19 protein-coding genes are annotated in these 25698 nt (G+C 71.2%); 9 read left to right on the plus strand and 10 right to left on the minus strand.

What is annotated here, in order from left to right; all coding sequences use genetic code 11:
• Position 1: 1 nt before the first annotated feature.
• The 6 genes from VGB24_RS07540 to VGB24_RS07565 all read right to left on the minus strand — a co-directional run bounded on the left by VGB24_RS07540 (position 2) and on the right by VGB24_RS07565 (position 12177).
• Complete coding sequence (locus VGB24_RS07540) at positions 2-1582, minus strand: sigma-54 dependent transcriptional regulator (RefSeq protein WP_331072329.1); 1581 nt, start codon at positions 1580-1582, stop codon at positions 2-4.
• A gap of 53 nt (positions 1583-1635) precedes the next feature.
• Positions 1636-2751: a glycine cleavage system aminomethyltransferase GcvT gene (gcvT, locus tag VGB24_RS07545; protein ID WP_331072330.1), complete on the minus strand. Its 1116-nt coding sequence runs from the start codon at positions 2749-2751 to the stop codon at positions 1636-1638.
• A gap of 930 nt (positions 2752-3681) precedes the next feature.
• A complete protein-coding gene (locus tag VGB24_RS07550; RefSeq protein ID WP_331072331.1) occupies positions 3682-5319 on the minus strand; it encodes a glycoside hydrolase family 10 protein in 1638 nt (545 codons plus the stop codon).
• A gap of 164 nt (positions 5320-5483) precedes the next feature.
• On the minus strand, positions 5484-6869 hold the full coding sequence (locus tag VGB24_RS07555; RefSeq protein ID WP_331072332.1) for a hypothetical protein: 1386 nt from the start codon (positions 6867-6869) through the stop codon (positions 5484-5486).
• A 13-nt stretch (positions 6870-6882) separates the two neighbouring features.
• Positions 6883-10014 (minus strand): SusC/RagA family TonB-linked outer membrane protein, encoded by a 3132-nt coding sequence (locus tag VGB24_RS07560; RefSeq protein ID WP_331072333.1) that lies wholly within the window; start codon positions 10012-10014, stop codon positions 6883-6885.
• Between the two features lie 345 nt (positions 10015-10359).
• On the minus strand, positions 10360-12177 hold the full coding sequence (locus VGB24_RS07565; RefSeq protein WP_331072334.1) for a glycoside hydrolase family 3 protein: 1818 nt from the start codon (positions 12175-12177) through the stop codon (positions 10360-10362).
• Between the two features lie 312 nt (positions 12178-12489).
• Between VGB24_RS07565 and VGB24_RS07570 the strand changes: the two genes are divergently transcribed.
• The 3 genes from VGB24_RS07570 to VGB24_RS07580 all read left to right on the plus strand — a co-directional run bounded on the left by VGB24_RS07570 (position 12490) and on the right by VGB24_RS07580 (position 13912).
• Positions 12490-12813, plus strand: a complete 324-nt coding sequence (locus VGB24_RS07570; protein WP_331072335.1) for a type II toxin-antitoxin system RelE/ParE family toxin — start codon at positions 12490-12492, stop codon at positions 12811-12813.
• The gene (gene nadS, locus VGB24_RS07575; RefSeq protein ID WP_331072336.1) at positions 12813-13109 is read left to right on the plus strand and encodes a NadS family protein; all 297 of its coding nucleotides are present in this window, start codon (positions 12813-12815) and stop codon (positions 13107-13109) included. The genes VGB24_RS07570 and nadS overlap by 1 nt, the downstream gene beginning before the upstream one ends.
• 410 nt (positions 13110-13519) lie before the next feature.
• Complete coding sequence (locus tag VGB24_RS07580; protein ID WP_331072337.1) at positions 13520-13912, plus strand: hypothetical protein; 393 nt, start codon at positions 13520-13522, stop codon at positions 13910-13912.
• A gap of 88 nt (positions 13913-14000) precedes the next feature.
• Here the strand turns inward: VGB24_RS07580 and VGB24_RS07585 are convergent, their stop codons facing one another.
• Both VGB24_RS07585 and VGB24_RS07590 read right to left on the minus strand, forming a co-directional pair.
• Positions 14001-16454, minus strand: a complete 2454-nt coding sequence (locus VGB24_RS07585) for a glycogen/starch/alpha-glucan phosphorylase (RefSeq protein ID WP_331072338.1) — start codon at positions 16452-16454, stop codon at positions 14001-14003.
• 214 nt (positions 16455-16668) lie between these two features.
• A complete protein-coding gene (locus VGB24_RS07590; protein WP_331022730.1) occupies positions 16669-17895 on the minus strand; it encodes a sensor histidine kinase in 1227 nt (408 codons plus the stop codon).
• Positions 17896-18020: 125 nt separating this feature from the next.
• On the opposite strand from VGB24_RS07590, the gene VGB24_RS07595 reads away from it, so the two are divergent.
• The 5 genes from VGB24_RS07595 to VGB24_RS07615 all read left to right on the plus strand — a co-directional run bounded on the left by VGB24_RS07595 (position 18021) and on the right by VGB24_RS07615 (position 23091).
• Positions 18021-18320: a hypothetical protein gene (locus VGB24_RS07595; protein ID WP_331072339.1), complete on the plus strand. Its 300-nt coding sequence runs from the start codon at positions 18021-18023 to the stop codon at positions 18318-18320.
• Entirely contained in the window at positions 18317-18526 is a 210-nt protein-coding gene (locus VGB24_RS07600; protein ID WP_331072340.1) for a hypothetical protein, read from the plus strand. The genes VGB24_RS07595 and VGB24_RS07600 overlap by 4 nt, the downstream gene beginning before the upstream one ends.
• A 45-nt stretch (positions 18527-18571) precedes the next feature.
• Positions 18572-19381: an MBL fold metallo-hydrolase gene (locus VGB24_RS07605; RefSeq protein WP_331072341.1), complete on the plus strand. Its 810-nt coding sequence runs from the start codon at positions 18572-18574 to the stop codon at positions 19379-19381.
• A 67-nt stretch (positions 19382-19448) separates the two neighbouring features.
• The gene (locus VGB24_RS07610; protein WP_331072342.1) at positions 19449-20981 is read left to right on the plus strand and encodes a PAS domain-containing sensor histidine kinase; all 1533 of its coding nucleotides are present in this window, start codon (positions 19449-19451) and stop codon (positions 20979-20981) included.
• 1075 nt (positions 20982-22056) lie between these two features.
• Entirely contained in the window at positions 22057-23091 is a 1035-nt protein-coding gene (locus VGB24_RS07615) for an FAD binding domain-containing protein (protein WP_331072343.1), read from the plus strand.
• An 87-nt stretch (positions 23092-23178) separates the two neighbouring features.
• Here VGB24_RS07615 and VGB24_RS07620 read toward each other — a convergent pair whose 3' ends face one another.
• Complete coding sequence (locus tag VGB24_RS07620; RefSeq protein WP_349263902.1) at positions 23179-23475, minus strand: Rho termination factor N-terminal domain-containing protein; 297 nt, start codon at positions 23473-23475, stop codon at positions 23179-23181.
• 111 nt (positions 23476-23586) lie between these two features.
• Positions 23587-24531: a class I SAM-dependent methyltransferase gene (locus VGB24_RS07625; RefSeq protein ID WP_331072344.1), complete on the minus strand. Its 945-nt coding sequence runs from the start codon at positions 24529-24531 to the stop codon at positions 23587-23589.
• Positions 24532-24692: 161 nt separating this feature from the next.
• Between VGB24_RS07625 and VGB24_RS07630 the strand changes: the two genes are divergently transcribed.
• Positions 24693-25688 (plus strand): lipid A deacylase LpxR family protein, encoded by a 996-nt coding sequence (locus VGB24_RS07630; RefSeq protein WP_331072345.1) that lies wholly within the window; start codon positions 24693-24695, stop codon positions 25686-25688.
• Positions 25689-25698: the final 10 nt, after the last annotated feature.

Genomic DNA, 25698 nt, shown 5'->3' on the forward strand with positions numbered 1-25698 from the left:
CTCAGGTCTCGATGCCGTATTCCTTGAGCTTGCGGTACAGCGTCCGCTCGCCGATGCCCAGCATTTCCGCGGCCTTGCGGCGGTTGCCGCGGCTGTGGAGGAGGGCGGCGTTGATGGCCTCGTGCTCCAGGTCGCTCATCGTCTTGCCGGGGCGGAACACCACCGTCCCCTCCTCGCGCACGGGCTCCGGCTCGGACGCGAGGTCCACCATCGGTGGCGGGCCGAGCGCGATCGGTTGATACGCGCCGTACGCGTTGGGCGCCGCGGGAATGGCCATCGGGTCTCGCTGGCGGGCGCGGTACACCTCGAACTCGCGGCGCAGGTCTTCCATGTCTACGCGCAGGTCGTACAGCGCGCGCAGGATGAACTCCAGTTCGGGAGGCGTACCGGAGGACCGCCCGCCGTCGTCGCGAGGGCCGTTCTGCCGCGCGAGGGCCACCGGCAGCAGCGTTTCGCGCCGGCCGTGGCGCACCTCCGGGGGAATGTCCTCGGGGCGGATGACGCGGCCGGGCGCCAGCACCACCATGCTCTCGATCAGGTTCTTGAGCTCGCGGACGTTTCCCGGCCAGTCGTAGTTCACCAGGATCTCGAGCGCTTCCGGGTCGATGCCCAGGAAGGGCCGCTCGTGCTCGGCGCTGAACTGGCGGATGAAGCCCTCGATCAGCCGCGGCACGTCGTCGCGGCGGGCCCGCAGCGGCGGAAGGTCGATGCGCAGGACGTTCAGGCGGTGGTACAGGTCGCGGCGGAACTCGCCGACCTCCACCTCCTGGCGCATCTCGCGGTTGGTGGCGGCGATCACGCGGACGTCCACGCGGATGGACTCTTCGCCGCCCACGCGCCGGAACTCGCGCTCCTCCAGCACGCGCAGCAGCTTGGTCTGCGTGGAGAGCGGCATCTCGCCGATCTCGTCCAGGAAGATGGAGCCGCCGTTCGCCAGCTCGAAGAAGCCCTTGCGCCGGTCCGTCGCGCCGGTGAACGAGCCCTTCTCGTGGCCGAACAGCTCGCTTTCCAGCAGGTTTTCGGGGAGCGCGGCCACGTTGACGGCGATGAACGGCCGGTGCCGCCGGGGCGAGAGGGCGTGGATGCCGCGCGCCACCAGCTCCTTGCCCGTGCCGCTTTCGCCCAGGACGAGCACGGTGGAGTTGACCGGAGCGATCTGGACGATGCGCTCCAGAACCTCTTCCATCTCCGCGGTCTCGCCGACGATGCCGGTGATTTCGCGCAGTTCCTGGCGCTGCACCAGCCGCCGCCCCACCAGCGCAACCTCGTCGGCGTCGACGGGCTTGGGGAAGCACTCGTGGATGCCCAGCTGGCGGCAGATGTCGCGGCTGGACGGCTCCGTCGGCTCCGTCAGGCCGATGATGGGCGTGCGGCCGCGCTCCCGCGCCGCGTGGATCAGTGCACGGGCGCGGCGCTCGCGCAGGCCGCCGGTGATCACCACCAGGATGGGCTCCGCCAGGGCGTCGTCCAGCGACTCTCCGGGGGCCAGCAGCTCCACCCGCAGGTTCTGCCCTTCGAAGGCCGCCCGCAGCCGCACCGCCGGCTCCAGGTCGTCCGTGGTAATCAGGACCGCTTCCGCCACTCTCGAATCCTGCTCCGGTTCCGGATCGCTTCGTCGTGAATCAAACGAGGAAATCAGTCCTTCTTCACCGAGCCGCCGGTGTAGAACGGGGGCCTCACCACCTCCGCGGGAACGGCCGCGCTGCGGATGACGATGCCGATCTCCGTCCCGGGCTTGGCGGCGGCGGTGGGGACGTACGCCATCCCGATCCCCTGCCCCAGCGACGGGCTCGACGTGCCGCTGGTGACCACGCCCGCCTCGCTCCCGTCCACCGACACCGGGTAGCCGTGACGGGGAAAGCCGCGCTCCTTCAGCCGGAAGCCGACCAGGCGCTTCTGCACTCCCTGCTCCTTCTGCCGGGCCAGCGCCTCGCGCCCCACGAAGTCGCCCTTGTCCAGCTTGACCACCCAGCCCAGCCCCGCCTCCAGCGGCGTGGTGTCTTCGTCCAGGTCGTTGCCGTACAGGGCGTAGCCCATCTCCAGCCGAAGCGAATCGCGGCAGCCCAGGCCGGCGGGGAGCAGGCCGGCATCGGCGCCCACCTCCAGCAGCCGGCGCCACAGCCGCGGGGCGTCCGCGGCCGGCACGTACAGCTCGAAGCCGTCCTCGCCCGTGTAGCCCGTGCGGCTGATGGTCGCCTCGATGCCGTCCACCGTGCCCTCGGCGAAGCGGTAGTAGCGTATGGCGGGGAGGTCGGCGTCGGTCAGCCCGCGCAGGATATCTTCCGCGCGGGGGCCCTGCAGCGCCAGCAGGGCGATCTCGTCCGTCCGGTCCACCAGCTCCACGCCGAACTGCTCCGTGAACTGCGAGATCCAGCGGAAGTCCTTGTCCTTGTTGCTGCCGTTGACCACCAGCATGTAGTGGCCGGGGTAGCGGTAGACGATCAGGTCGTCCAGCAGCTTGCCCTCGTGGTTCAGCAGGGTGCCGTACTGCGCCTGCCCGACGGCGATCTTGCTGACGTCGTTGGTCGTCACGTACTGGACGAACTCCATGGCCCCGTCGCCGCGCACCTCGAACTCACCCATGTGCGACACGTCGAACAGCCCCGCGGCCTTGCGCACGGCGTGGTGCTCGGCGGTGATGCCGGTGGGGTACTGTACCGGCATCTCGTATCCCGCAAAGGGGACCAGCTTGGCGTTGAGCGCGGCGTGCTCGCCGTGCAGCGGGGTGCGGAGAAGGGTGCCCTCGGCCATCGGGACGTTCGGGTGCGGGTGATTCGCTCGCGTTCGCGGGCTGCCAATCTAGCACACCCCGCCGGAGGGGGCGAGAGGATGGTGGGGATGTATGGAGGGGAGGCGACGATGTTTCCTTGCCGCACAAGGGCCTGTCATCCTGAGGCCCAGGCGCACCTGACCCTCCCGCACTCCATCCCTCGCGGGCCGAAGGATCCAGCCTGGGGCGCCTCCGAGCCCGGGCGCGGCAGCGGGCACCCGTGCAGAGGCCGCGACGCCGGGGCGCTTCGAATCGGGCTGGCGGATGCCGCGAGAGGCCCCTCCCCGCATGCTGCGCATGCGGAGAGGGGAGAATTCGACTGCGCTTCGACTGGCCTCGCGCAGTCGACTGTGCGAGCAGTCCGCGAAGGCGGACTTTGGGCCGTTGTTGCCGCGACTTCAGTCGCCCGAGCAGGGCCGGAGCGCGGAATCGCCCCGTGCAGAGGCCGCGACGTCGGGGCGCTTCGAATCGGGCCGGCGCATGCCGCGGCTGCCCTCACCCCCGGCCCCTCTCCCGCAAGCGGGAGAGGGGAGAATTCGTGTGCGCTTCGGCAGGTGCGGACCGCGTGCAGGTGAAGCCCCGAGCGGGACGCGATCAGCGACCCGAGTCGGGGCTTTCCGCTGTCCCAGCGGCGGGTTCACCCGCTTTTGGGGCCCCTCGGTTTTCGTGCCCGCTGCCGCGCCCTGGCTTGGAAGTGTCCGCGGTTAGATCCTTCGGCCCGCGACGGGTGGCGTACGGGCGGGTGTCGCTCGCCTGGGCCTCAGGATGACGGGCCCTGTCGCCATGCCGGCACTGGATGCACAACCCCGCTGGCTTCGCACACGCCACTTCGCCAGCAGTCCGCGAAGGCGGACTTCGGGCCGTCGTTGCCGCGACTTCAGTCGCCCCAACTGGGTCGAGGCCTCCACGGATTACGGCGTGACCGCCGGAGGTACCGCGCGCGCCGCCTCGCCCTCCACCCCCAGGCGGTCCACCGCGGACACGGTGACCAGGTCCACGGCGGCGGTGGGCGGCGCCGGGGCGGCGGGCACCGCGGGGGTGGCGGGCGCGGCCGGCTCGGGGATGGTGTAGGTGCGGTCCGCGCCGGGCACCACGTCCACCCCCCACACGCTCCCCCGGCGCCAGCGCACCACCCACCAGCGCGGGTCCGTCCCCGGCGCCGGCTGCATCTGCACCGAGAGCAGCCGCTCGGGCGAGGTGAGCTGCACCGTCACGCCGGGCGCCGCCAGCACCCCGCCGCCCAGCCAGGGCGACGCGGGAACCAGCGCCGGGTGCCGGTAGGGGCCGGCCACCAGCCGCTCGTTGATGGAATCGCGGTTCTGCAGGAACACCCGCATGCTGAAGTGCACGTTGCCCGTGGCGCCCGGCATCCCCCGCGTCACCCACACCTGGTCGGTGATCTCCTCCGCGCGCCACCCCGCGGGGGGCACCTCCACCCGGCTGGTGAAGTTGCCCGGCCACATGTGCCGGTTGTGCACGTTCTGCTCGACCCACCAGCGCAGCAGCACGGGATAGCTCAGGTCCGGCCGCGAGATGGGCCAGTACAGCTGCGGGGTGAAGTAGTCCATCCACCCCTCCCGCAGCCACAGCCGCGCATCGGCGTACAGCTGCGCGTACTGGTCGAACGCCACGCCCTGCCCCGCCGGATGTCCCGGCCGGTACAGGCCGAAGGGGCTGATGCCGAACTTCACCCACGGCTTGCGGTCCTTGATACCGCGGTACACCTCGCGGATCAGCGTGTTGACGTTCTCGCGGCGCCAGTCGTCGCGCGCCAGCCGCCCGCCGCCCGCGACGTACTTCCGCCAGCTGGGCTCGTCCGGAAAGCCGATCGGCCCGGCCGAGTCCCGCTCGGGATACGGGTAGAAGTAGTCGTCCACGTGCACGCCGTCGATGTCGTACCGGCTCACCACGTCGAGCATCACGCGCAGCGAGTGGGCGCGCACCTCGGGCTCGCCGGGGTCCATCCACACGTTCCCGCCGTACCGGCGCACCAGGTCCGGCCGGCGCCGGGTGATGTGCGATTCCGTGTTCTCCGACCGGGCCGAGGGGTGGCGGGCGCGGTACGGATTGAACCAGGCGTGAAGCTCCATCCCGCGGCGGTGCGCCTCGTCGACGGCGAACGCCAGCGGGTCGTAGCCCGGATCGCGCCCCGACTGGCCCGTCAGGTACTCGGACCACGGCTCGTGGGGCGAGGCGTACAGCGCGTCGCCCGCCGGACGCACCTGCAGGATCACGGCGTTCAGGTTGAGCGCCGCCGAGCGGTCCATGATGGCCACCAGCTCCGCCCGCTGCGAATCGGCGGACAGGCCGGGGCGCGACGGCCAGTCGATGTTGGCCACCGTGGCCACCCACACCGCCCGGAACTCGCGCGGCACCGGGGGAAGCCCCTCGGCCTGGACCTCGGCCCGGACCTCGGCCGCGGCCGGGAGGGGTGCGGCAGCCGGGCGGCCCGCGGCCGTGCAGGCGGACAGCGCGGCAGCCATCCCCGCGGCGAGGGCGAGCGGGCGGTCGCGGAGCGCGGAGAACCAGGAAGACGGAGCGTTGGGCATCGGGAATACGGGTTGGGGGAGGACCTCAGACTACGCGTGCTCCGCGCCGGGCGCCATCCCCGGAACGGCCCCGAGCGGCGGATGCGAAAAGGGCTTCCGCCCCGGCGGCGCCGGGACGGAAGCCCCCGCGGGGAGCGCCGGAAGCGCTCCCTGCGTCCGGCAGGTTACTGATAGTGCGGGTTCGACGTCATCTCGGCGCGGTTCACCGGCAGGCAGTATTGCTCGGTGAAGGCCAGCCCCGGCGCGCCGGACACCGGCCCGGTCTGGAACTGGTTGAACGACTCGATCCCCGCGCCGTACTGCGCCTGGTACCGGCGCAGGTCGCCCAGGCGGTGCGCGTCGAGGTAGAAGTCGCGCCGCCGCTGGTCGCGGAGATTGCTGAAGTAGTTCGCGGCCGTCGTCGGCTGCGTGGCCGACGCCGGGGTGGTGCCCGGGGCGATCACGCGGCGCGACTCGATGAAGGCGATGTTCTCGGCCGTGGGGCCCTCGGCCTCGGCGCGGATGTACCGCGCCTCCAGCCCCGACGCCACGCGGATGCTGGACGCCCGGCTGAAATCGCCGCCCGGCAGCGTTCCCGTGAACGTGCTGTACGCGCTGGGCGAGCGGGGGACGAACACCTGCTGCCCGCTCCCCACCGCCGTGCGGGTGGCGGTGGGAATGGGCACCCGCGGGTCCATGTTCACCAGCGCCTCGAAGGGCGTTCCCGACACCGACGAGTTGACGGCCGCCCGCAGCCGCGCGTCGACCAGGTTGTTCTCCTCGGCGCTGTTCTCCGAGTAGAACGCGCTGAACCGGAACGCCAGCGGCACCGGCGAGGCGTACTGGATGGCCAGCGGCTTGTCGTTCAGGTTCAGCGCGGCGCGCGCGGCGCCCACCCGGGCGAAGTTGATGATGGAGTCGGCGCCCTCCACCAGCGCCCGCGACGCCGTCGTGGAGGGGTTCACCGCGGCGCCCACCGCCCGCGCCGCCGTGGCCACGGCGATGGCCTCGTTCAGCCGCGGAAGCGCGAAGTCGCGGAACAGCTCCTGGGGCGTGTAGGGCCGGCTGTTGTTCAGGGGAGCCTCGCACAGCACCTCGCCCATCAGCACGATCGAAATCCCGCTGTACGCCTGCACCCGCGCGAAGCGAAGGTCCGTCGCCACCGAATCGCCCCGGACGGAGCGGAAGATCTGCGCCGTGGTGTCGGCGAGGCCGCGGGCGCGCTGCAGCTGCGCGTACACGCCGCCGCCGATGGTGCCGTTGTCGGGGGTCACCGCCCGCGTCTCGATCAGCGGCTCCTCCGAGAAGGTGGCGTGGTTGCGCAGCTCGTCGGTGAACAGCCCCGTGTACACGGCCACGTCGTCGAAGGCCCGCTGGAAGTCGCCCATCACCCCGAAGGTGAGCAGCGTCAGGTACGCGGGATCGTTCAGCTGTTCGGGGTCGATGGCCTGCGGGTTCTCGACGTCCAGCAGCCCGTCGCAGGCCCCCAGCCCTCCCAGGGCCAGCAGCGCGGCCCCCGTCGCGAGCACCCGGCGGCCGAAGCGGGCCGGGGCGAAAGATCTCTTCATCATCACCGGTTCCCGGTCAGAAGTTGATGTTGAGCGAGGCGGTGACGCGGCGGTTCTGCGGCGCCGCGTACGCGTCCACGCGCACGAACGACCGGTTGCCGTAGGTGTTCGCCTCGGGGTCGATGCCGGAGTACCGGGTCCACAGCGTCGCCAGGTTGCGCGCGGCCAGCGTGAAGGTGGCCCCGGAGGCGCCGCTGCGCGCCACCAGCGCGCGCGGCAGCCCCACGCTGATGGAAACGTCGCGCAGCTTCAGGAAGTCGCCGTCCTCGACGTACGGGGAGAACAGCAGGTTGGTGAGCGTGGCCCCCGTCGCGAAGTTCACGCCGCTTCCGCGGTACACGTTCACCTCGCGGATCAGGGCGCTGTCGGCAGCGTTCTTCGGCTCGAAGTAGCGGATGTCGTTCAACCGCTCGCAGTTCTCCGCCGCGGCCGGGCGGCAGCGGTCGAACTCCTTGCGGTTGAACACCTTGAAGCCGCCCTTGTAGTCCAGCTGCGCGAACAGCGTCACGTTGCGGAACAGCGTGATGGTGTTGCCCCAGCCGATCTCGCGGCTGGGCGTGGGCGATCCCAGGTAGGTGAACGCCGTGTCCATCAGCGGCAGGTTGTTGGCGGCGAACTGGATGTTTCCGGCGTCGTCGCGCATCGGCAGCCGGGCCCAGAACCCCGCGATCGGATGGCCCACGCGATGCTCCTGCACCGTGCCGTACGCCTGGAAGGCCGCGTCGGCGCGAACGCGCGCCTCGTCGCCGAAGCTCACCAGCTCGTTCTGGTTGGTGGCCAGGTTGAACCGGCTTTCCCAGGTGAAGGCGTCGCGCTGCACGGGAACCAGGTTCAGCAGGAACTCCACGCCGGTGTTGCGGATGTTGCCCAGGTTGGTGAGCTGCGAGCTGATGAAGCCCGTGGACGGCGCCACCGCGGCGTTCTGCAGCAGGTTGTCGGTGCGCTTGTCGTAGTAGGTGAAGTCCAGCGTCACCCGGTCGTCCAGGAAGCCCGCCTCGAAGCCCAGCTCGTACTCCTCGCCGCGCTCCGGCTCCAGGTTGGGGTTGCCGAAGCCCACGGAGCGAATGCCGTTGACGGTGGTCACGCCCGTCGCCGTGGGCGCGGTGACCTTGACGACGGTGTACGTCTGGTTGGCCGAGTACGGGTCCGGGGCGCGGCCCGCCTGGCCGTAGGCGCCGCGCACCTTCACCTGCGTGGCGGCGAAGCGCTGGAAGAAGCTTTCCAGCCGCGGCTCTTCCGAGACCACCCACGAAAAGCCCGCCTTGGGGTACACGATGACGTCGAACTCGCGGCCGAAGCTGGAGTTGTCGTCGGCCCGCAGCGCGCCGGTCAGGAACAGGCGGTTGTTGAACCCCAGCTGCTCCTGGATGTAGTAGCCGATGGACTTGTTGTCGAGGTAGGTGTTGCTCGACGAGCTGAAGGCCGCGCTCTGGATGGTGGTGATGTCCGGGGCGCCCAGGCCGCGGCCGGTGCCGGTCAGCGTTTCGCGCCGGCGGGCGATGTAGTTGACGCCCACCGAGGTGCTGCTTTCCAGCCAGTCGGTGATCGGCAGCTCGGCGGTGCCCACGTAGTCGGCCGTGTAGTAGCGCTCCTCGGGCTCGCGGATGGCCACGATGCCCTCGGGAACCTCGCCGAACTGCGCGTCGGTGGAACCCGGGGTGGAAAGGATCTGCGCGTCGCCCCGCGTAAGGTCCAGCCCCAGCGTCACGCGGTTGCGGAACCAGGGGAAGGGCCGGTAGTTGGCCGTGCCGCCCAGCGTGGTGCGGTCGGAGCGCGTCTGGTTGTTGTACTCGTTGGCCTGCAGGCCGCCCACCGAGCCCGGGTACCCGGCAAACACTTCGGGAAAGCCCGTGAAGCGCCCCGGACGCCCGCGCACCGACAGGAAGAGCAGCCCCTGCGCCGACTCGTCGCCGATGGGAAGCCGCAGGTGGTTGCGGACGAAGTTGGTGCTGAACTGGAAGTCCAGGCGCTCGTTGGCCGTGGCGGTGAAGTTGGCCCGCACCGAGCGGCGGTTGTTGAAGCTGTTGTAGAAGACGCCGTTGTCCTCGTCCATGTCGCCCGACACGAAGTACGAGAAGCGGTCGCCCCCGCCGCGCACCGACAGGTTCAGGCGCCGGACGTCACCGTCGCGCACGCCGAAGGGGTCGTTCAGGATGGGGCTTTCCTCGCGGATCACGTAGCCCGCCTGCTGCCCCTGGCACCCCGGCCAGCGCGGCGCGGGGTTCGTGGCGCTGACCGTTTCCGTCAGGCGCGCCGTGGTGCAGACGGTGAAGTTGTCGGGCAGGTCGGACCGCAGCTGGTTCTGGCCGTACTCCACCTTGGCCGACCACTGGGTGCGCTGGCTGCCGCGGGTGCCCTTCTTGGTGATCACCTGGATCACCCCGCCCGCGGCCTCGGCGCCGTACAGCGTGGCGGCGGCGGGCCCCTTGATCACCTCGATGGACTCGATGTCCTCGGGGTTGATGAAGGAGAGCGCCGACGTCACCTGCGTGCTGAACGAGGTGACGGCGCCGCCCGAGGCCCCGAAGTTCCCCAGGTCGGCGTCGCTGTAGCGGATGCCGTCCACGTAGATGACGGGCCGCACCGCCGTGAGCGACCCCGCGCCGCGGATGCGGATGTCGGCGGCCGCGCCCGGGGTGCCCGAATTGGAAAGGATCTGCACGCCCGGCGTGCGCCCCTGCAGGATCTCGGTGACGTCGCCCACCGTGGTCCGTTCGGTGATCTGGGCCACGTCCAGCGAGGTGACGGAGTTGGGAATGGTGCGGCGGCTGGTGACGCCGGCGGTGCCGGTGACCACGATGGCGTCCAGCCCCAGCGCGGCCGGGGCCAGCGCCAGGTCGGCGCGCGCCGTTGCGCCCGCCGCCACCGACACCGAGGTCTCGCCGGCCTGGTAGCCCAGCCGGCTGGCGCGCACCTGCACCCGGCCCGCGGGCACCTCGGCCAGCGTGAACTCGCCGGCCGCGTCGGTCACCGTGCTGCGGCCGCCGCCCGCCACCGTGGCGCCCGCCAGGGGCTGGCGGTTGCCGGTTTCGACGACGGTGCCGCGGATGGTGCCGCCCTGCGCGTGCAGCGACGGCGCGGCGGCGCACAGCAGGCCCACGGCGGCGGCCAGCGTCAGCCAGCCCTTCCGTTGGATGGGAATGCCCATCTCGTCCTCCTGAAATCGTGAATAATTCGTGGATGGATCGGGAACCGGACCAGAACGAAATTCGGGGGGAGTTCTTCCTCCGCTACGGGGGTGGGGCGCGCCCGGAACCGCGGCCCGCCCGTCCGCGGGATGCGGCGGGGCGGCCACCGCGTTGCGCGCGGATGCGAAGCCTTCGTCACGTGCCGCAAGGAGCCTGGCGGCCCCCGCGCCCGATCGGCAGCCGGGTTGATGGTGCACAGGATACGCCGCCCGGACCCCGCTGACAAGACGAAAGTTACGAAATCGTGATCCGCGGGATGGCTCGCCCGGGTGCCGCTCCACAATCGGCGTGCACAGGATGGCGCCTCACGGCCGGCCCGGGGGCGTGCGCGCCGGGCGCGCCAGCCCCGTCCCGAGCGGGTGGCGCGGCGGAAGCGACACGGGCAGGCGTCCGCCGATGGCCGCTTCGCCCGCCAGGGCGCGGGCGGCGGCGCGCTGGCTGACCTCCGCGCCCCCCCACGCCAGCAGGTACGCGGGAACGGCGGGAAACGCCTCCACCACGTAGGGGCTGCCGAACGACACCGCCACCACCGGCCGCCCCGCCGCGGCCAGCGACTGCACCAGCGCGGGAAAGCCGCCCCGCGCGCCCACCGTTCCGCTGTATTCGCGCGGCATCACGTACGCCGACGCCACCACCACGTCCGCCGAGTCGGCCAGCGCGCGCAGGCGGGCGTACTCGTCGGGCGGCGTGCGGTCGTCCACGCGGGCGCTGGCCACCGTCCACCCGCCCGCCGCCAGCTCGCGGTCGAACCCGCGCCCGGCCATGATGTCCGCCGGCTGCGCGTAGGTGATGGACAGCACCCGCCTTCCCGGCGCCAGGGGCACCTGCCCGGTTTCGTCGCGCACCAGGGTGATGGACCGCTCGGCCACCCTCTGCGCCAGCTCGCCATGCGCGCGCGAGCCCACGACCGATTCCACGCTGTCCAGCTCGGTGGTCCGCCGCCGGTGGAGGCCGGCGCGGGCCTTGGCGGCCAGCACGCGGCGCACCGATCCGTCCAGCCGCTCCGGGGCGACGCGGCCGGCCTGCACCGCGGCGACCACGGCGTCCACCGCCTCCCGGGGGTCGATGGGCTGCAGCAGCACGTCGGCCCCGGCCTCCAGCGCCAGCAGCAGCGGCTCGCGCTGGCCGTAGCGCCGGATCACCGCGCCCATGTTCATGGCGTCGGTGAACACCAGCCCGCCGAACCCCAGGTCGCGGCGAAGCAGGTCGCGGGTAATGGCGGGCGACAGCGAGGCCGGCGCCGCCTCCGGGCCCTCGATCCCGGTCATGGAGATGTGCGCCACCATCATCCCGTCGATGCCGGCGCGCACGGCGGCGCGAAAGGGCACCAGCTCCACCGAGTCCAGGCGGGCGCGGTCGGCGCGGATGGCGGCGAAGCCGATGTGGGTGTCGGCCTCGGCGTCGCCGTGACCGGGAAAGTGCTTGCCCGCCGACAGCAGCCCGGCCGAGCGAATCCCCCGCGACAGCGCCGACCCCAGGCGCGCCACCTCCCCCGCGTTCTCGCCGAACGAGCGGACGTTGATGATGGGGTTCAGCGGGTTGGAGTTCACGTCCAGCACCGGCCCGAACGTCAGGTGAACGCCCACCGCCCGCGCCTCGCGCCCGATCACCCGCCCCACCTGGTACGCCAGCGAGTCGGAGCCGACGGCCCCCAGCGCCATCACCGGCGGAAACGACGTTCCTCCGCCCAGGGGGAGCAGCGACGGCAGCGCGTATCCGCCGGCCAGCCGCATCCCCGGCCCGTTCTCCATGTCGGTGGTCACCAGCAGCGGCACGGGGGCGCGGCGCTGCAGGGCGTTCAGCTTGGCGGCGTAGCTGTGGGGCAGCCCCATCGAAATCACCAGCCCCCCGATGCCGTCGCGCTCCACCATCTCCAGCAGCCGCTCCATCTCCGGCGAGTCGGCCGCCACGTACTCGCCCCCCGTCCACCCGAACACCACCTGCCCCGCCTTCTGCCGCAGGGTGAGAGACGCGAGCGTGCTGTCCACCCACGCCTGCTGCTCCGCGTCCAGCCCGTCGGCGGGCGCGGACGGGGCCTGGACCGGGGCGGCGGGTGGAGTGGCGGCGGGGGCGCAGCCCAGGGCCAGCAGGAGCAGGGCGGACGGCAGGCGGATCATGGGCATCACGGGATGGGGTTGCCGCGAAGGTACGCCGGGCAGGGATGCATGGGCAACGGTAGCGATTCTGGCCCTGCGCCGAAGACGGCGCGCCCATGACGAAAGGATCCATGAACCGCTGCCGGTGATGACGCGGCGGTGACCGTTCGGCGGCAGGTTGGACGTGAACAGCGCGTGCGCCGACTGTACGGAACCGTTGCGCAAAGCACACAAAGTGCACATCTTCTAAGGGCGATCGGCTATAGGCCGCAACCCTTCACGCGCTTGCTCATCGGTGGACCTCTGCTACGCCTCTGGCGTAGAAACCGGATCGCTGCTATGATCTTCGTAGAGTCGAGGTTATTCGAACGCGCTCGGAAAGAGTACTTGGCGGATGACGGCCTGCGAGAACTTCAGGCCGTGTTGCTGGCACGGCCTGACGCCGGCGTGGTGATCCCAGGCACCGGAGGCGTGCGGAAGCTGCGCTGGAAGGTGGAAGGGCGTGGGAAGAGCGGCGGAGTGCGGGTCATCTACTACATCCGTGCACCGGCGTTTCGCTGCTATCTCCTGCACCTCTATGCCAAGAACGTGGAGGAAGACTTGTCGCCCGCCATGCGGAAGGCATTGGCTGCGCTGGTCCATCAAATCGAGGCAGGTGAGTGATGGAGGAAAAGCTGTTCGATGAGCTGGTTGCGAGCCTGGAAGAGGCCGCCGCCCATTCCCGTGGCGATCTGGACCTTCCCGCCGAGCGGATTCACTTCTTTGGTGAGCCCGACCCTCGTGAGATACGGGCGCGCCTCGGCATGACGCAGGATCGCTTCGCGGAAGCCTTGGGGATCAGTGTAAAGACGCTGCGGAACTGGGAGCAGGGCCGGCGCGATCCGAGCGGGCCAGCCATGCGGTTGCTGCGCATTGCCGAGAAGCATCCGGAGATCCTTCTGGAAGCCGCGGCCTCGTAACGCCGCCGCCGGGCAGCGGTTCCATCGCGGCATCCCGCGCGGACGAGCCGTCCTCATCGTCGAAAGAAAGAGCGGGTGAACCCGCCGCACCATCACCTGCGTGCGGACCCGCTCCTCGCGGCCCCCCGCCAGCACGATGGGGCCCCGATCGGACTCGGCGCATCTCCGGCATCGGCGATTTTCAGTGAAGTCTGTGGCGGATCCCTCAGTCGCTGCAAAGTGTGGCGTTGCCGCGGCTTGCGCGTGGCCGCTCCATCGGGATGACATCATGGAGGGCAGCCGGCGTGCGGCTGCATTCTCCCTCTCCCCTACACGGTGAGCCCTCGGAACCGGCGCACGGCCAACGGGTACTTCGGCCGACCACGGATGCGCACCCCGGCGCTCCGACCACTCGCCCGCAGAGCAAACCGATGAACCTCGTGCGCTACGCCGTTGCCGTGCTCCTCGCCTCTCTGCTCGGCGCGCCCGCGTACGCCCAGCAGGCCGCCGACGCCGAAGGCCGTCCGGCCGAGGCTCCGGCCACGTTCGCCAGCGCCGCGCTCCAGCCGCTGCCCCCGGCGCTCACCCCAGGGCCGGTGTACGCGCGCTCGACCGCCCTCACCGCCCGACCGCCGTCCACCGCCGCGCACGGGGTGATCGGGGTTGGCGTGGGGGCGGTGGCCGGGCTCGCGCTCATCGCACTGTCCCCCGATTGCTGGGACGCGGATTCCATGTGCGGGATCGCCATCCTGCCGATGGCCGGGGTGGGAGCGGTCGTCGGCGGGGTGGTGGGGCTGGGGGTGGGCGCCATCCGCAACCGCTGAGGAACGCCGGAACCCCACCCGAAGTTCTCCCCACGAAACGGCCCTCCCCCGCACCGCGGAGGAGGGCGTCGAGCGTTCCCACCAGAGCCTACAGCTTCCAGATGCGCTTGGCGTAGTCCCTGACCGAGCGGTCGCTGCTGAAGAACCCGCAGCGCGCCACGTTCAGGATCGCCTTGCGCGTCCAGGCGTGCTGGTCGGCCCAGGCCAGGTCTACCGTGGCCTGCGCGTCCAGGAACGCGTCGAAGTCGGCCAGCACCATGAACTCGTCCGCCGTCAGCAGGTGCTCCACCACCGGGCGGAAGAGGCCCGGGTCCTCGGGCGACAGCATGCCGCTGGCGACGAAGTCCAGCACCCGGCGCAGACGCGGGCTGGCCTCGTACTCCGCCCGCGGATTGTAGCCCGCCACCCGCCGCGCCTCGACCTCGTCGGCCGTCATCCCGAAGATGAAGATGTTGTCGAGGCCCACGTTCTCGGCGATCTCCACGTTGGCGCCGTCCAGCGTGCCGATGGTCAGCGCGCCGTTCAGGGCGAACTTCATGTTGCCCGTTCCCGACGCCTCGAAGCCGGCGGTGGAAATCTGCTCCGACAGGTCGCTCCCCGGGAAGATGCGCTCCGCCAGCGACACCCGGTAGTCGGGAAGGAAGGCCACCCGCAGCTTGCGCCCCGCCACCGGGTCGGCGTTCACGTGGCGCGCGATGGCGTTGGTCAGCTGGATGATCAGCTTGGCAGACCAGTACGTGGGCGCCGCCTTGCCCCCGAACAGCACCGCGCGCACGGGGATGTCGCGCTCCGGCGAGTCCAGAAGCTCCAGGTAGGTGTCCACGCAGCGCAGCGCGTTCAGCAGCTGGCGCTTGTACTCGTGCATGCGCTTCACCTGCACGTCCATCATCGTTCCCGGCGCGATGGCCACGCCGGTGATCTCGTGGACGATCGTCGCCAGCCGCGCGCGGTTGCGGGCCTTGACGGTCATCCACCGCTCGCGGAACGAGGCGTCGTCGGCGAACGGCTCCAGCCCGCGCAGCAGTTCCAGCTCCGTCACCCACCTCTCGCTGCCCAGCGCCTCGGTGATCAGCCCCGACATCTCGGGGTTGGCCTTGAGCATCCACCGCCGCTGCGTGATGCCGTTGGTCACCGAGGTGAAGCGGTCGGGCCAGAGCTCGGCGAACTCGCGGAAGATGCGGTCCTTGAGGATCTCGGTGTGGAGCGCCGCCACCCCGTTGGTGGTGTGGCTGCCCACGATGGCCAGGTGCGCCATCCTCACCTGCCCGTTGGCGACGATGGCCATGCGCTCCTCGCGGGCCGCGTCGCCGGGAAACTTCTCGGACACGCGGTCGCGGAAGCGCCGGTCGATCTCACGGATCAACTCCAGGTGGCGCGGCAGCAGCCGGCCGAACAGGTCCAGCCCCCAGGTTTCCAGCGCCTCGGGAAGCACCGTGTGGTTGGTGTAGGCAAAGGTGCGCCGCGCGATGTCGAACGCCACGTCCCACTCCATCCCGTCCTCGTCCATCAGCAGGCGCATCAGCTCGGGGATGGCCACCGCGGGGTGGGTGTCGTTCAGCTGGATCTGCACCTTGTCCGGAAAGTCGCCGAAGCTCGACCGCTCGGTCTTGTACCGCTTGATGATGTCCTGCAGCGTGGCGCTGACGAAGAAGAACTGCTGCTTCAGCCGCAGCTCCTTGCCCGCGCCCGTGTCGTCGGGCGGGTACAGCACCTTGGAGATGGTCTCGGTCTGGGTCTTCGCCTCCACCGCGGCGATGTAGTTGCCGCGGATGAAGCCCTCCAGGTCGAACTCCTCGGTGGCCCGCGCCGCCCACAGCCGCAGGGTGTTCACCGTGTTGTTGCAGTATCCCGGCACCGGCGTGTCGAACGCCATGGCCTGCACGTCCTTGGTATCCACCCAGTGGTAGTGAAGGCGGCCGGCGGCGTCGCGGCGCGGCTCCGCCCGCCCGTAGAACTGCACCGTGTAGGTGCGGTCGGGGCGGGCGATCTCCCACGGGTTGCCGTCCTTCAGCCAGTTGTCGGGCTTTTCCACCTGCCGGCCGCGCTCGTCCACCGCCTGGCGGAAGATGCCGTGCTCGTAGCGGATGCCGTAGCCCATCCCCGGCAGCTCCAGCGTGGCCATGCTGTCCAGGTAGCAGGCCGCCAGCCGCCCCAGGCCGCCGTTGCCCAGCCCGGCGTCGGGCTCGCCCTCCTGCAGCTCCTCCATCTCGTACCCCAGCTCCTGCAGCGCCTCGTCGGCGGCGCCCGAGTAGCCCAGGTTGATCAGCGCGTTGCCCAGCGTGCGCCCGATCAGGAACTCCAGCGACAGGTAGTACACGCGCTTGACGTCGCTCTGCTCGTAGCGCGCGTTGGTGGCGGCCCAGCGCTCGGCCAGGCGGTCGCGCACCGTCCACGCCGTGGCCATGTACACGTCGCGCGGCGTGGCCGAGGCCAGGTTGCGCGCCAGGGTGTAGCGCACGTGCGACTCCACCTCGCGCTTCAGCGCTTCCACGCGCGTGTTGCGGCGGCCCGCGTCCATGGGCTGCGTCAGGCTATCGGGCACTTTCAGGGGTGTCGTCGGCATCGGCCAGCGGGGAGAGGGCTGCTCAGGGGCCAGCGCCCGCGGGTGTCGCGCGCGGGCGGGCGGGGCGGAAATCCGCCGGGTAAACATCTGATTTGTGCTACCGGCGGGAACGGCGGGGTGTTCCCCGGGACGAATAAGTTAGAACGAATGACGAATGCGTGAAAGGGTGCTCCGGCGCGCCGCCCGCCAACGGTTACCTGTCCGGGGCCGTGGCCGCCCCGCCGCGGCGCTCGCGGTCCGCGGCCCGGCGGCAGGGCACGGCCAGCAGGAAGCGCGAGCCGGCCGGCGCGTCGAACTCCGCCCACGCGCGGCCGCCCAGCGACTCCACCGTGTCGCGCACGATGCTGAGCCCCAGCCCGGTGCCTTCCACCCCCGTGATGGTGCCGTGAGCGCGGTAGAAGCGGGAAAAAAGCTTTTCGCGCGCCTCTTCGGGAACCCCCAGCCCGTTGTCTTCCACCGCGATCACCAGGTCGGCTCCGCCGTCCCCCTGGCGCACGTCGGCCTTCAGGCGCACCCAGCGGTTGGAGCGCGACGGGTCGGAGTACTTGATGGCGTTCGACACGTAGTTGGTCAGGCACAGCTCCATCGCGCCGGCGTTCACCTCGACGTCCGGCATGTCCTCGATCACCACCCGCACGTTGCGCGCGCTCGACATCTCCCGAAGCTGCCGGCACACCTCGGCCGCCACCCGGGGAAGCGGAACGTTGCGCTGGTGGCGTGCGTCGCTGTCCATCTTCGACAGCTCCAGCAGGTTCTGCAGCACGTCCTGCATTCCCTCGGCGTTCTGCACCACCATGGCCGCGAAGCGCGCGCGGCGCTCGGGGTCCGCCGAGATGTCGGGGTCTTCCAGCAGCTGCCCCGCCCCCAGCACCGCGCCGATGCGGTTCTTCAGCTCGTGGGTGACGGTGCGGTTGAAGCCGCGCAGCCGGTCTTCGCGCTCGCGCACCCGCTCCGACGCCAGCCGCAGGTACTGCGAGGTGGTGAGCTGCTGGATGATGGACACGGCGCGGAACAGGCGGTGGGCGCAGGCCAGCAGCTCGGCCCGCGTGCACGGGTCGTCGATGTTTTCCACCGTCCGCACCAGGAAGGCGAAGAGCACGCCGCCCAGGAGCTCGTATTCCTTGAGGATCTCGTGGACGTCGAAGCCCTGCGCGTAGCGAAGCTCGCCCAGCTCCATGGCCTTGCCCACCACCGGCGACTCGGCCACGATGTCGACGGCCGGGTTTTCCAGGTAGTCGGCGATGCGGTCCATCAGCAGCGGAACGTGGTTCAGCAGCTCGTCGGTGGGGAATACGGTGTTGGGGTCGATGTCGACGCGCGCGACGATGCGGTCCAGCCAGCGCCGGGTGAGGTCGTTCCGCTCGCCGCGCATCCGCTCCGCCAGCACGGCGGCAAGCTTGCAGTTGATGTTTATGTCCATCGCAGGTCGTGCGTCCGGGCCGGGCTGGAAGTTGCTCGTGGCGAAGCACGTTGCGGGCCACGCCCGCGGGACTCTACGTTGTGACGGCGGGCAAGGAATGCCGGGTACCAGAACGCGGTGAGGCAATGCCGGTACGGAGCTTTCTCGACCCCGACGGACGCGAGTGGAACGTCTGGAGCGTGACGCCCAGCCGCAAGTCGGACCTGTTCCTCCCCGAGTCCATGGCCGAGGGCTGGCTGTGCTTCGAATGCGGCAGCGAAAAGCGCCGCCTTCACCCGGTCAGCCCCGACTGGGAGGCGCTGGGCGAGCCGGAGCTGCTGGCCCTGTGCATGAGCGCCGACCCCGTCGCGCCCCGCCCCGACCGCCGGCCGCGGCCGGAGCTCGCCCCCGAGCCCCTCCCCGCCACCCCAGCCGCCACCGAATGAGCGACAACGAATCCCCTCCGCCGCGGCAGCCGGCCGACGGCAGCATCGACGAGGTGGTGGAGCGCACGCGGAGCATGCTCCGCAAGTCGCGGGACCTGCTGCAGTCCTCGCGCGACCTGCTCAACAAGGTGCACCAGCCCGGTTCGCGCGCGAAGGCGGTCCCGGAGAAAACCGAGGAGGGCGACGACGGGCGTGGATCTGCATGATCCCCGCCCGTTTCGTCCCTTGGAGCCTGCTCGATACCCGGTAAGATGATCCGCACGCTGCTGGCCCCCAACCCGTCGCCGATGACGCTGGACGGCACCCGCACCTTTCTCGTGGGGCGCGAGCGGCCGGCCGTCATCGATCCCGGACCGGCCGACCCGTCGCACCTGGACGCCCTCGCCGCCGCGCTGGATGGACATCCGCCGGTCGCCATCCTCCTCACCCACGCGCACCCCGACCACGCCGACGCGGCCCCGGAGCTGGCCCGGCGCACCGGCGCGCCGGTGATGATGGCCCGCGGCGCCGCCGGTCCACGCCTGTTCGACGGCGCCCTCCGCTGGATCGGCGAGCGCGACCGCGTGGAAACCGACGCCGGCGTGCTGCGGGTGATCCAGACGCCGGGGCACGCGCCGGAGCACGTCGCCTTTCTCCTGGACGCGAACGGGGGCGAAGGCGACCGCGCCCTCTTTGCCGGCGACCTGTTCATGGGCGGCGCCGACACCACGCTGGTGGCCCCGCCGGAGGGCGACCTGACCGAGTACCTGCGGTCGCTGGACCGGGTGCAGGCGCTGAACCCGTCCGCCATCCACCCGGCCCATGGGCCCACCATCGAGGATCCCCTCCCCGCCATCCACCGCTACCGCGCGCACCGGGCGGAGCGCATCGCCCAGGTGGAGCGCGCGCTGGCGGCAGGCCCCGCGCGCCCCGGCGAGCTGATCGACCGCGTCTACGGGGCGGAGCTTCACCCCGCCCTCCGCGGCGCCGCCGAGGGCTCGCTGCGCGCCATCCTCCATCACCTGCGGAGCAGCGGGCGCGTGCGCGACGACGGCGGACGCTTCTCGCTCGCGGCCGGCTGACGGTCCACTCGACCGCACGTCCGTGCTCTTTCGGCCATCGACAGAACAGCACTGCGGGTGGCGGAAAATGCATCCCGCCGGATTCGCGGGCACGCGGCGTGCGGCGCGGGAGCCGTTTCCGTGCGCCCCCGCCGGGGGTGCCGCCCCGCAGCGCGCCGTATCCACCGCCGTGTCGCAATCGCTGGAGCGTTCCGCCCACGCGGCCCTCGAGGCACTCGCCGAGGGGTTCTGCATGGCGAACGCCGACCACCGCGTAACCTACTGGAACGCCGCCGCCGAGCGCCTGTTCGGCGTTCCGCGCCGGGACGCGCTCGGGCGCGAGGTGTGGGACCTGCTTCCGGCAGACGGCGCCTCGGAGCTGCGCGAGCGGCTGGCCCGGGCCGACGGTGCCGGGGCCGTGCTTCACCTGACCCTGCTTTCCGACCGCGAGCTCTTCGCGCGGCACCTGGCGGTGCACGCGTCGCCCCTGGAAAGCGGCGGGCTGGCCCTGCACTTTCGCGACGCCACGGCCGAACAGCGGCTGGCCGCGCAGTACGAGCAGCTGCTGGAATCCATCCGCGACGGCTTCATCGCGGTGGACCGCGACTGGCGGATCACGTACGTCAACCGCGCCGCCGAGGCCCTGCTCTCCGTCCGGCGCAGCCGCGCGGCGGGGGTGGACGTGTGGCCGCTGCTGCCCAAGGAGCCGCGCGCGGTGGTGAACGCCATCCGCTGGACCATGCGCGAGCGAGGGCCGCGGCACCTGGAGGCCATCCATCCCCGGGGCAAGCTGTACCGCGGGCGGCGGTTCGACGTGTGGACGCATCCCCTTCCGGACGGTGGCGTGTCGATCCTGTTCGAGGACGTCACCGACCGGCTGGCCAAGGAGGTGGAGCTGGCGCGCCTGGCCGCCGAGGCCGAGGAGGCCAGCCGCGCCAAGAGCCGCTTCTTCGCCGCGGTCAGCCACGAGCTGCGCACCCCGCTGAACGCCATCGTCGGCTACACGCACCTGCTGGCCACCAACACCTACGGCAACGTTCCCGCGGGCGCCATTCGCGCGTCGGAGCGCGCGGGGGTCTGCGCCGAGCACCTGTCGCGGCTGGTGGACGACGTGCTGCTGCTGACCACGGTGGAGATCGACAAGCTCCCCGTGTTCGCCGCCACGGTGAGCCTGGCCCCGTTCCTGGAGTCGGTGCTTCCCCACCTTCGCCAGCAGGCCGAGGCCAAGCGGCTGGAATTGCAGGTAGACGTTCCCGGCGGCCTGCCGCCGATCGACACCGACCCGGAGCGGCTGCGCCAGATCGTGACGGCGCTGGTTTCCAACGCCATCAAGTTCACGGCGCGCGGCGTCGTGAGCCTGCGGGCGCGGATGGCGGGCGAGGGGCGATGGCTGGAGATTGCCGTCCGCGACACCGGCCCGGGGATCGACCCCGACGACCGGGAGCGGATCTTCGGCCCGTTCGAGCAGGTGGGTGGGGAGGCGCGTACCGATTCCGCCACCCGCGGCACGGGCCTGGGGCTGACGATCGCGCGGCAGCTGGCGCGCAAGCTGGGGGGCGACATCACGGTGGGCGGCACGTTCGGAGAAGGCGCGGAGTTCGTCGTCCGGCTGCCCGCGTAGAATTGGGAACCAGTGACGGAGCCGACGCCCGGAGCCTTGTCATCCTGAGGCCCAGGCGCACCCCAACCGGCCGTAGCACATCCCACGCGGGCCGAAGGATCTAGCCGCGGCCACGTACAAGCCCGCGCGCGGCAGCGGTCACGAAGCCGTGGGCCTTGGAGGCCCCTCCCCCAGCCCCTCCCCGCACAAACCCCGTGCGGAGAGGGGAGAACGTCTTTGGGACTTCGACTGGGTGCCGGAGAATGCCCAAGTCTGGCCCCTCCCCCGCCCCTGCACCGGCAAACTGCGCCGGGAGAGGGGAGAACGTCGATCGCGGCTCGACGGGCTGCCGGTGCATGCCTCTGGGAGCCCCCTCTCCCGTCCTCTCCCCCGCAAACTGCGTGGGAGAGAGGAGACCTTCGATCGCGGCTCGACTAGCTGCCCGCGCATGCCGCGGCAGCCCCCTCCCCCCGGCCCCCGTCCCCCGCTTCGCAGGGGAGGGGGAGACCTGAAACGCGCTTCGGCTGGCCTTGCGCACTCGGCTTCGCGTGCAGTCCGCGCAGGCGGACTTTGGGCCCTTGTTGCCGCGAATTCATTCGCCCCAGCACGGCCGAGGCCCCCGCATCCGTGACCGCTACCGCGCCCGGTTGGTACGTGTCCGCGGCTGGATCCTTCGGCCTGCGGGGGATGTGCTGCGGGCCAACACGGTGCGCCTGGGCCTTAAGGATGACAAGCCTTTGCGCACCAACGACTTGACCATGCACCGCATCTGAAGTGTACCCCCTCTCCCACGCTGTTTGTGGGAGAGGGTGGCAGGCGTGTCAGCGCCGCCGGGTGAGGGCCACACGGCAGCCGAGGCCCCCGCATCCGTGACCGCTGCGGCGCCCGGGCTGGTACGCGTCCGCGGCTGGATCCTTCGGCCCGCGCGGGATGTGCTGCGGGCCAGTACGGTGCGCCTGGGCCTCAGGATGACAGGCCCCCTCTCCGCACCCCGCGGGTCGTGCGGGACTGCCCCGGACGAGCCCATCTGGAATCTCGCGTCCCCGCCCCGTATCTTGAACGCTCGTTCGAGAGATCGCCGACCGCCGAACCGCCGATGCTGCGCCTTCACGAATACACGTACCACCGCCCGAGCACCCTGGCCGAGGCCGCCGCGTTCCTGCGTGAGCATCCGGACGCCATGCCCATCGCGGGCGGCACCGACCTGATGCCCAACATGAAGCACCGCCTGTTCACCCCGCGCCACCTGGTGGCGCTCAAGGGCATCGGCGAGCTTCACGGCATCGGGCTGGCGGACGCGGAGGGGCGTGCGGTGGAGGCTGGGTCGGCCGGGGCGGCGCAGGTGGTGATGGGGGCCGCGGCGACGCTGACCGAGGTGTCGCGCCATCCGCTGGTGCGCGAGGCGCTCCCCGCCCTGGCCGAGGCGGCGGGCAAGGTGGCGGGCCCGCAGATCCGCAACCAGGGCACGCTGGGCGGCAACCTGTGCCTGGACACGCGCTGCACCTACTACAACCAGTCGTTCTTCTGGCGCAACGCGCTGGGCTTCTGCCTGAAGAAGGACGGCGACGTCTGCCACGTCACCCGTACGGGCAAGAAGTGCGTGGCGGCCCACTCGTCCGACACTGCGCCCGTGCTCATCGCCCTCGGCGCCGTGGTGGACCTGGTTTCGGCGGACGGCGAGCGGACCCTGCCGGTGGACGCGTTCTTCATCGCCGACGGCAAGTGGAACACGGTGCGGCGGCCCGACGAGCTGGTCGCCCGCGTCCGCGTGCCCCTTCCCGGCCCCGGGGTGCGCATGGGCTACCAGAAGGTGCGCCAGCGCAACTCCATCGACTTTCCCCTGCTTTCCATCGCCACGGTGGCAGACCTGGACGCCGACGACCGGGTGCGCACGCTGGCCGTCGTCGTCTCTGCTCTCGGTTCGCGGCCGCGAGTGGTGTCGGGGCTCGACAAGCTGGCCGCGGGCCAGCGCCTGGGCGACGTGGCCGAGGCGGTGGCCCAGCAGGCCTTCAAGCAGTGCCATCCGCTGGAGAACATCATCGTAGACCCCGACTGGCGCCGCGCCATGGTGCCGGTCTACGTTCGCCGCGCCCTGCTGGGAATGACGTCCATCCCGGCCCTCGCGGCCTGAGCGGCGGAAAAAGACGTGAGGACGCGGAGGCGTGGAGAGGTTCCTCCGCGCCCCGCATCCCGCAACCTGGTGGAGACGGGGCCGGCGCTACACGTCGTTGAGCGCGGCGATCAGCTCGTCCTTCTGCATCTTGCTGCGCCCCTCGATCTTGTGCTCCTTCGCCAGGTTGTACAGCTCGTCGCGGGTGTGCTCCTCCAGCGGCTTGCGCGGGTTGCCGGTGCCCATGGTGCGCTTGTTGGGCGTGCGGCCCTCCTGCCGCCGGTGCTTGTTCACCGTGCGCGCGGCGATCTCCTTGGCCTGGGCGGGATCCATCCCACGGTCCATGGAGCTTTCCCTGATGGTTTCGTACATCTTGTTGTCGTGCTTACTCCAGCCTTGCGGCATCGCAGCCTCCGCGTGAGTCGGTAAGGGCGCCCGCGGGCGGGTGAGCGCAAGAACCGCGCACATTTCCAGACCGTCCACCTGCCGCGGCCCAAGGATCTCGCCCGGGGTCCCCTAGGACAGGTCGGCGATCACGAGGACGCGGAGGCCGGTGAGCGGCCTCGGGGCCAGGCGCCGCCTGATGGCGACCCGCACCAGGCGCCGCGCGATCTCCAGGCGCCGGCGGACCGGCCGCGTGTACCAGCCACGGGCCATTCCGTCGATGGCGGTGAGGTGGGCCGCCGCGCCGAGCGTGTGAAGCGGCTCGTGCCCGATGGACCGCACGGTCCATCCGTGGCGCGGCAGGAACACCCGGAACGCCTCGTCCGTCCAGCGGAGCGTGTGCGCCGGGGGCCAGTCCCAGAAGTCTGTTCCGGCGAGGGTTCCCGCATTGGCGATGTGCCGCGAGTAGCGCGTCGCCGAGGGGCACCCGATGTAGATGCGTGCCCCCGGCGCGGCCACCTCCGCGATGTCGGCGAAGACCGCATTGGGGTCTTCCAGGTGCTCGATGATCTGGAACATGGCGATGGTCTCGAATCGCTGCCCCGGCTTCAACCGCGAGATCGAGCGGACATCCCCCACGTGGACGTCGAGTCCCTGGCCGCGGGCTTCCGCCACGGACTCGGGGACGAAGTCGATGCCCGTGGGCCGATGCCCCAGCGCGCTGGCCGCGGCGAGGAACGCGCCGTTCGCACACCCGATCTCCAGGAGGTTCGACGGCTCGCGGCGCTCCAGGTCCTCGAGCGCCACCAGGTGGTCGAAGGCGAGTCCGTACGCCTGGCGCGGGTAGTTCGAGCCGCTCCAGCTGCGCATGGGGACGGCGTGCTCCAGGCCGCAGCCCTGGCAGCGGTCGAAGCGCACCACCTCCGCGCCCACGTCCTCCATGATGCTGCGGTGGACCACCGACGCGGGCGGCGGCGTACCGTCGCCGTGGATGGACCAGGCGCGAGCGATTTCGGTGGCGGTCGTAGACGAGCCGGCGATGATTGCGTCCGACCCGCAGCCTGGACAGGAATGCATGAGAGTCCCGCATGAGTAGACCGCCGCGTCAGGAGCGGGCGGCCGCGCGCCCGAAGCATACGGGGCGAGTGCTCGTGCGCAAGGAGCAGGTGCACTCTGTCCGGAGCTGCCGGGCGAGTTTATATTCCTGCAGCGTCCCCTCTGCCGGCCCATCTCCCTGAATGCGTTCTCCCGCCGTCCTCCTTCGCCTGGCACTCGGCCTGGCCGCATCGTCCGCGTGCATCCCCGCGCCCCTGGCCGCCCAGGTTCGTTCGTTGGAGCTGACGTCCGACAACGACGCGTACAACTTCTGGATTCCGTTCGCCGTACGGCCGGACTACGAGTACTCCAACGGCCTGCGGCTGGCGGCCGAGCTGGAGGGAGCGCCGGGATGGACGGGGCTGGCCGCGGACCTGGCGCCCTGCGCGCGCGAGGGGAGCGACGCGGCCCCGGCGGACCCCGAGGCCGGGTGCGTGTCGACCACGTTCGAGTTCGGGCAGCGGCTGTACATGCCGCGCAACGACTCGTACGTCGCCATCGCGGGGGAGCGGCCGTACGCCGGGTGGCTGTACGTGGCGGCCACCGGGCGCGTGGTGGAAGGGCCCGTGCGGCACACGTACGGCATCGAGGTAGGCATCACCGGGGAACCCTCGCTGGGCCGGACGGTGATGGAAACCTTCCACGAGCTCACCGGGTTCCGGGAGGTCGTCGGCTGGCAGCACCAGCTGGGCTTCGAGCCGGGCGTGGTGCTGCGCTACGGCGCCGAGCAGCGGGCCGAGCTTCGCGCCGGCGACGGCCGCATCGCCGACGTGGTGGCGGACGTCGGGGCCACGCTGGGCAACGTGCACACGGGCGCGCATGCCGGCGTCCGCGCCCGCGTGGGATACGACCTGCGCCACCCCTGGGCCGCGCGCGCACGGAAGAGCACCTCGGTGTACCTGAGCGCCACGGCCTCCGGGCAGGCGGTGCTGCGCAACCTGTTCCTGGACGGAAACACCCTGGGAAGCCAGCCGCCGCGCGTGCATCGCGAGCCCCTGGTCGCCAGCCGGGGCTGGGGCGTGGGTGTGGCGAGCGGCCGGTTCGGCGGGGAGTTCCGGGTGCTCACCCGCACCCGCGAGTACCGCGAAGAGCCGGGCGGACACCCGGTAAGCACCATCGAGCTCACCTGGCGCCGGTAGCGCGGACGAA

Source organism: Longimicrobium sp., from assembly GCF_036399935.1.
Taxonomy (GTDB): domain Bacteria; phylum Gemmatimonadota; class Gemmatimonadetes; order Longimicrobiales; family Longimicrobiaceae; genus Longimicrobium.

What these genes read in the sequence shown, in the direction of transcription:
- gcvT (WP_331072330.1), bottom strand. Translation starts at nt 2,751, where the DNA reads ATGGCCGAGGGCACCCTTCTCCGCACCCCGCTGCACGGCGAGCACGCC.
- VGB24_RS07550 (WP_331072331.1), bottom strand. Translation starts at nt 5,319, where the DNA reads ATGCCCAACGCTCCGTCTTCCTGGTTCTCCGCGCTCCGCGACCGCCCG.
- VGB24_RS07555 (WP_331072332.1), bottom strand. Translation starts at nt 6,869, where the DNA reads ATGATGAAGAGATCTTTCGCCCCGGCCCGCTTCGGCCGCCGGGTGCTC.
- VGB24_RS07560 (WP_331072333.1), bottom strand. Translation starts at nt 10,014, where the DNA reads ATGGGCATTCCCATCCAACGGAAGGGCTGGCTGACGCTGGCCGCCGCC.
- VGB24_RS07565 (WP_331072334.1), bottom strand. Translation starts at nt 12,177, where the DNA reads ATGCCCATGATCCGCCTGCCGTCCGCCCTGCTCCTGCTGGCCCTGGGC.
- VGB24_RS07570 (WP_331072335.1), top strand. Translation starts at nt 12,490, where the DNA reads ATGATCTTCGTAGAGTCGAGGTTATTCGAACGCGCTCGGAAAGAGTAC.
- nadS (WP_331072336.1), top strand. Translation starts at nt 12,813, where the DNA reads ATGGAGGAAAAGCTGTTCGATGAGCTGGTTGCGAGCCTGGAAGAGGCC.
- VGB24_RS07580 (WP_331072337.1), top strand. Translation starts at nt 13,520, where the DNA reads ATGAACCTCGTGCGCTACGCCGTTGCCGTGCTCCTCGCCTCTCTGCTC.
- VGB24_RS07590 (WP_331022730.1), bottom strand. Translation starts at nt 17,895, where the DNA reads ATGGACATAAACATCAACTGCAAGCTTGCCGCCGTGCTGGCGGAGCGG.
- VGB24_RS07595 (WP_331072339.1), top strand. Translation starts at nt 18,021, where the DNA reads ATGCCGGTACGGAGCTTTCTCGACCCCGACGGACGCGAGTGGAACGTC.
- VGB24_RS07600 (WP_331072340.1), top strand. Translation starts at nt 18,317, where the DNA reads ATGAGCGACAACGAATCCCCTCCGCCGCGGCAGCCGGCCGACGGCAGC.
- VGB24_RS07605 (WP_331072341.1), top strand. Translation starts at nt 18,572, where the DNA reads ATGATCCGCACGCTGCTGGCCCCCAACCCGTCGCCGATGACGCTGGAC.
- VGB24_RS07610 (WP_331072342.1), top strand. Translation starts at nt 19,449, where the DNA reads ATGCATCCCGCCGGATTCGCGGGCACGCGGCGTGCGGCGCGGGAGCCG.
- VGB24_RS07615 (WP_331072343.1), top strand. Translation starts at nt 22,057, where the DNA reads ATGCTGCGCCTTCACGAATACACGTACCACCGCCCGAGCACCCTGGCC.
- VGB24_RS07620 (WP_349263902.1), bottom strand. Translation starts at nt 23,475, where the DNA reads ATGCCGCAAGGCTGGAGTAAGCACGACAACAAGATGTACGAAACCATC.
- VGB24_RS07625 (WP_331072344.1), bottom strand. Translation starts at nt 24,531, where the DNA reads ATGCATTCCTGTCCAGGCTGCGGGTCGGACGCAATCATCGCCGGCTCG.
- VGB24_RS07630 (WP_331072345.1), top strand. Translation starts at nt 24,693, where the DNA reads ATGCGTTCTCCCGCCGTCCTCCTTCGCCTGGCACTCGGCCTGGCCGCA.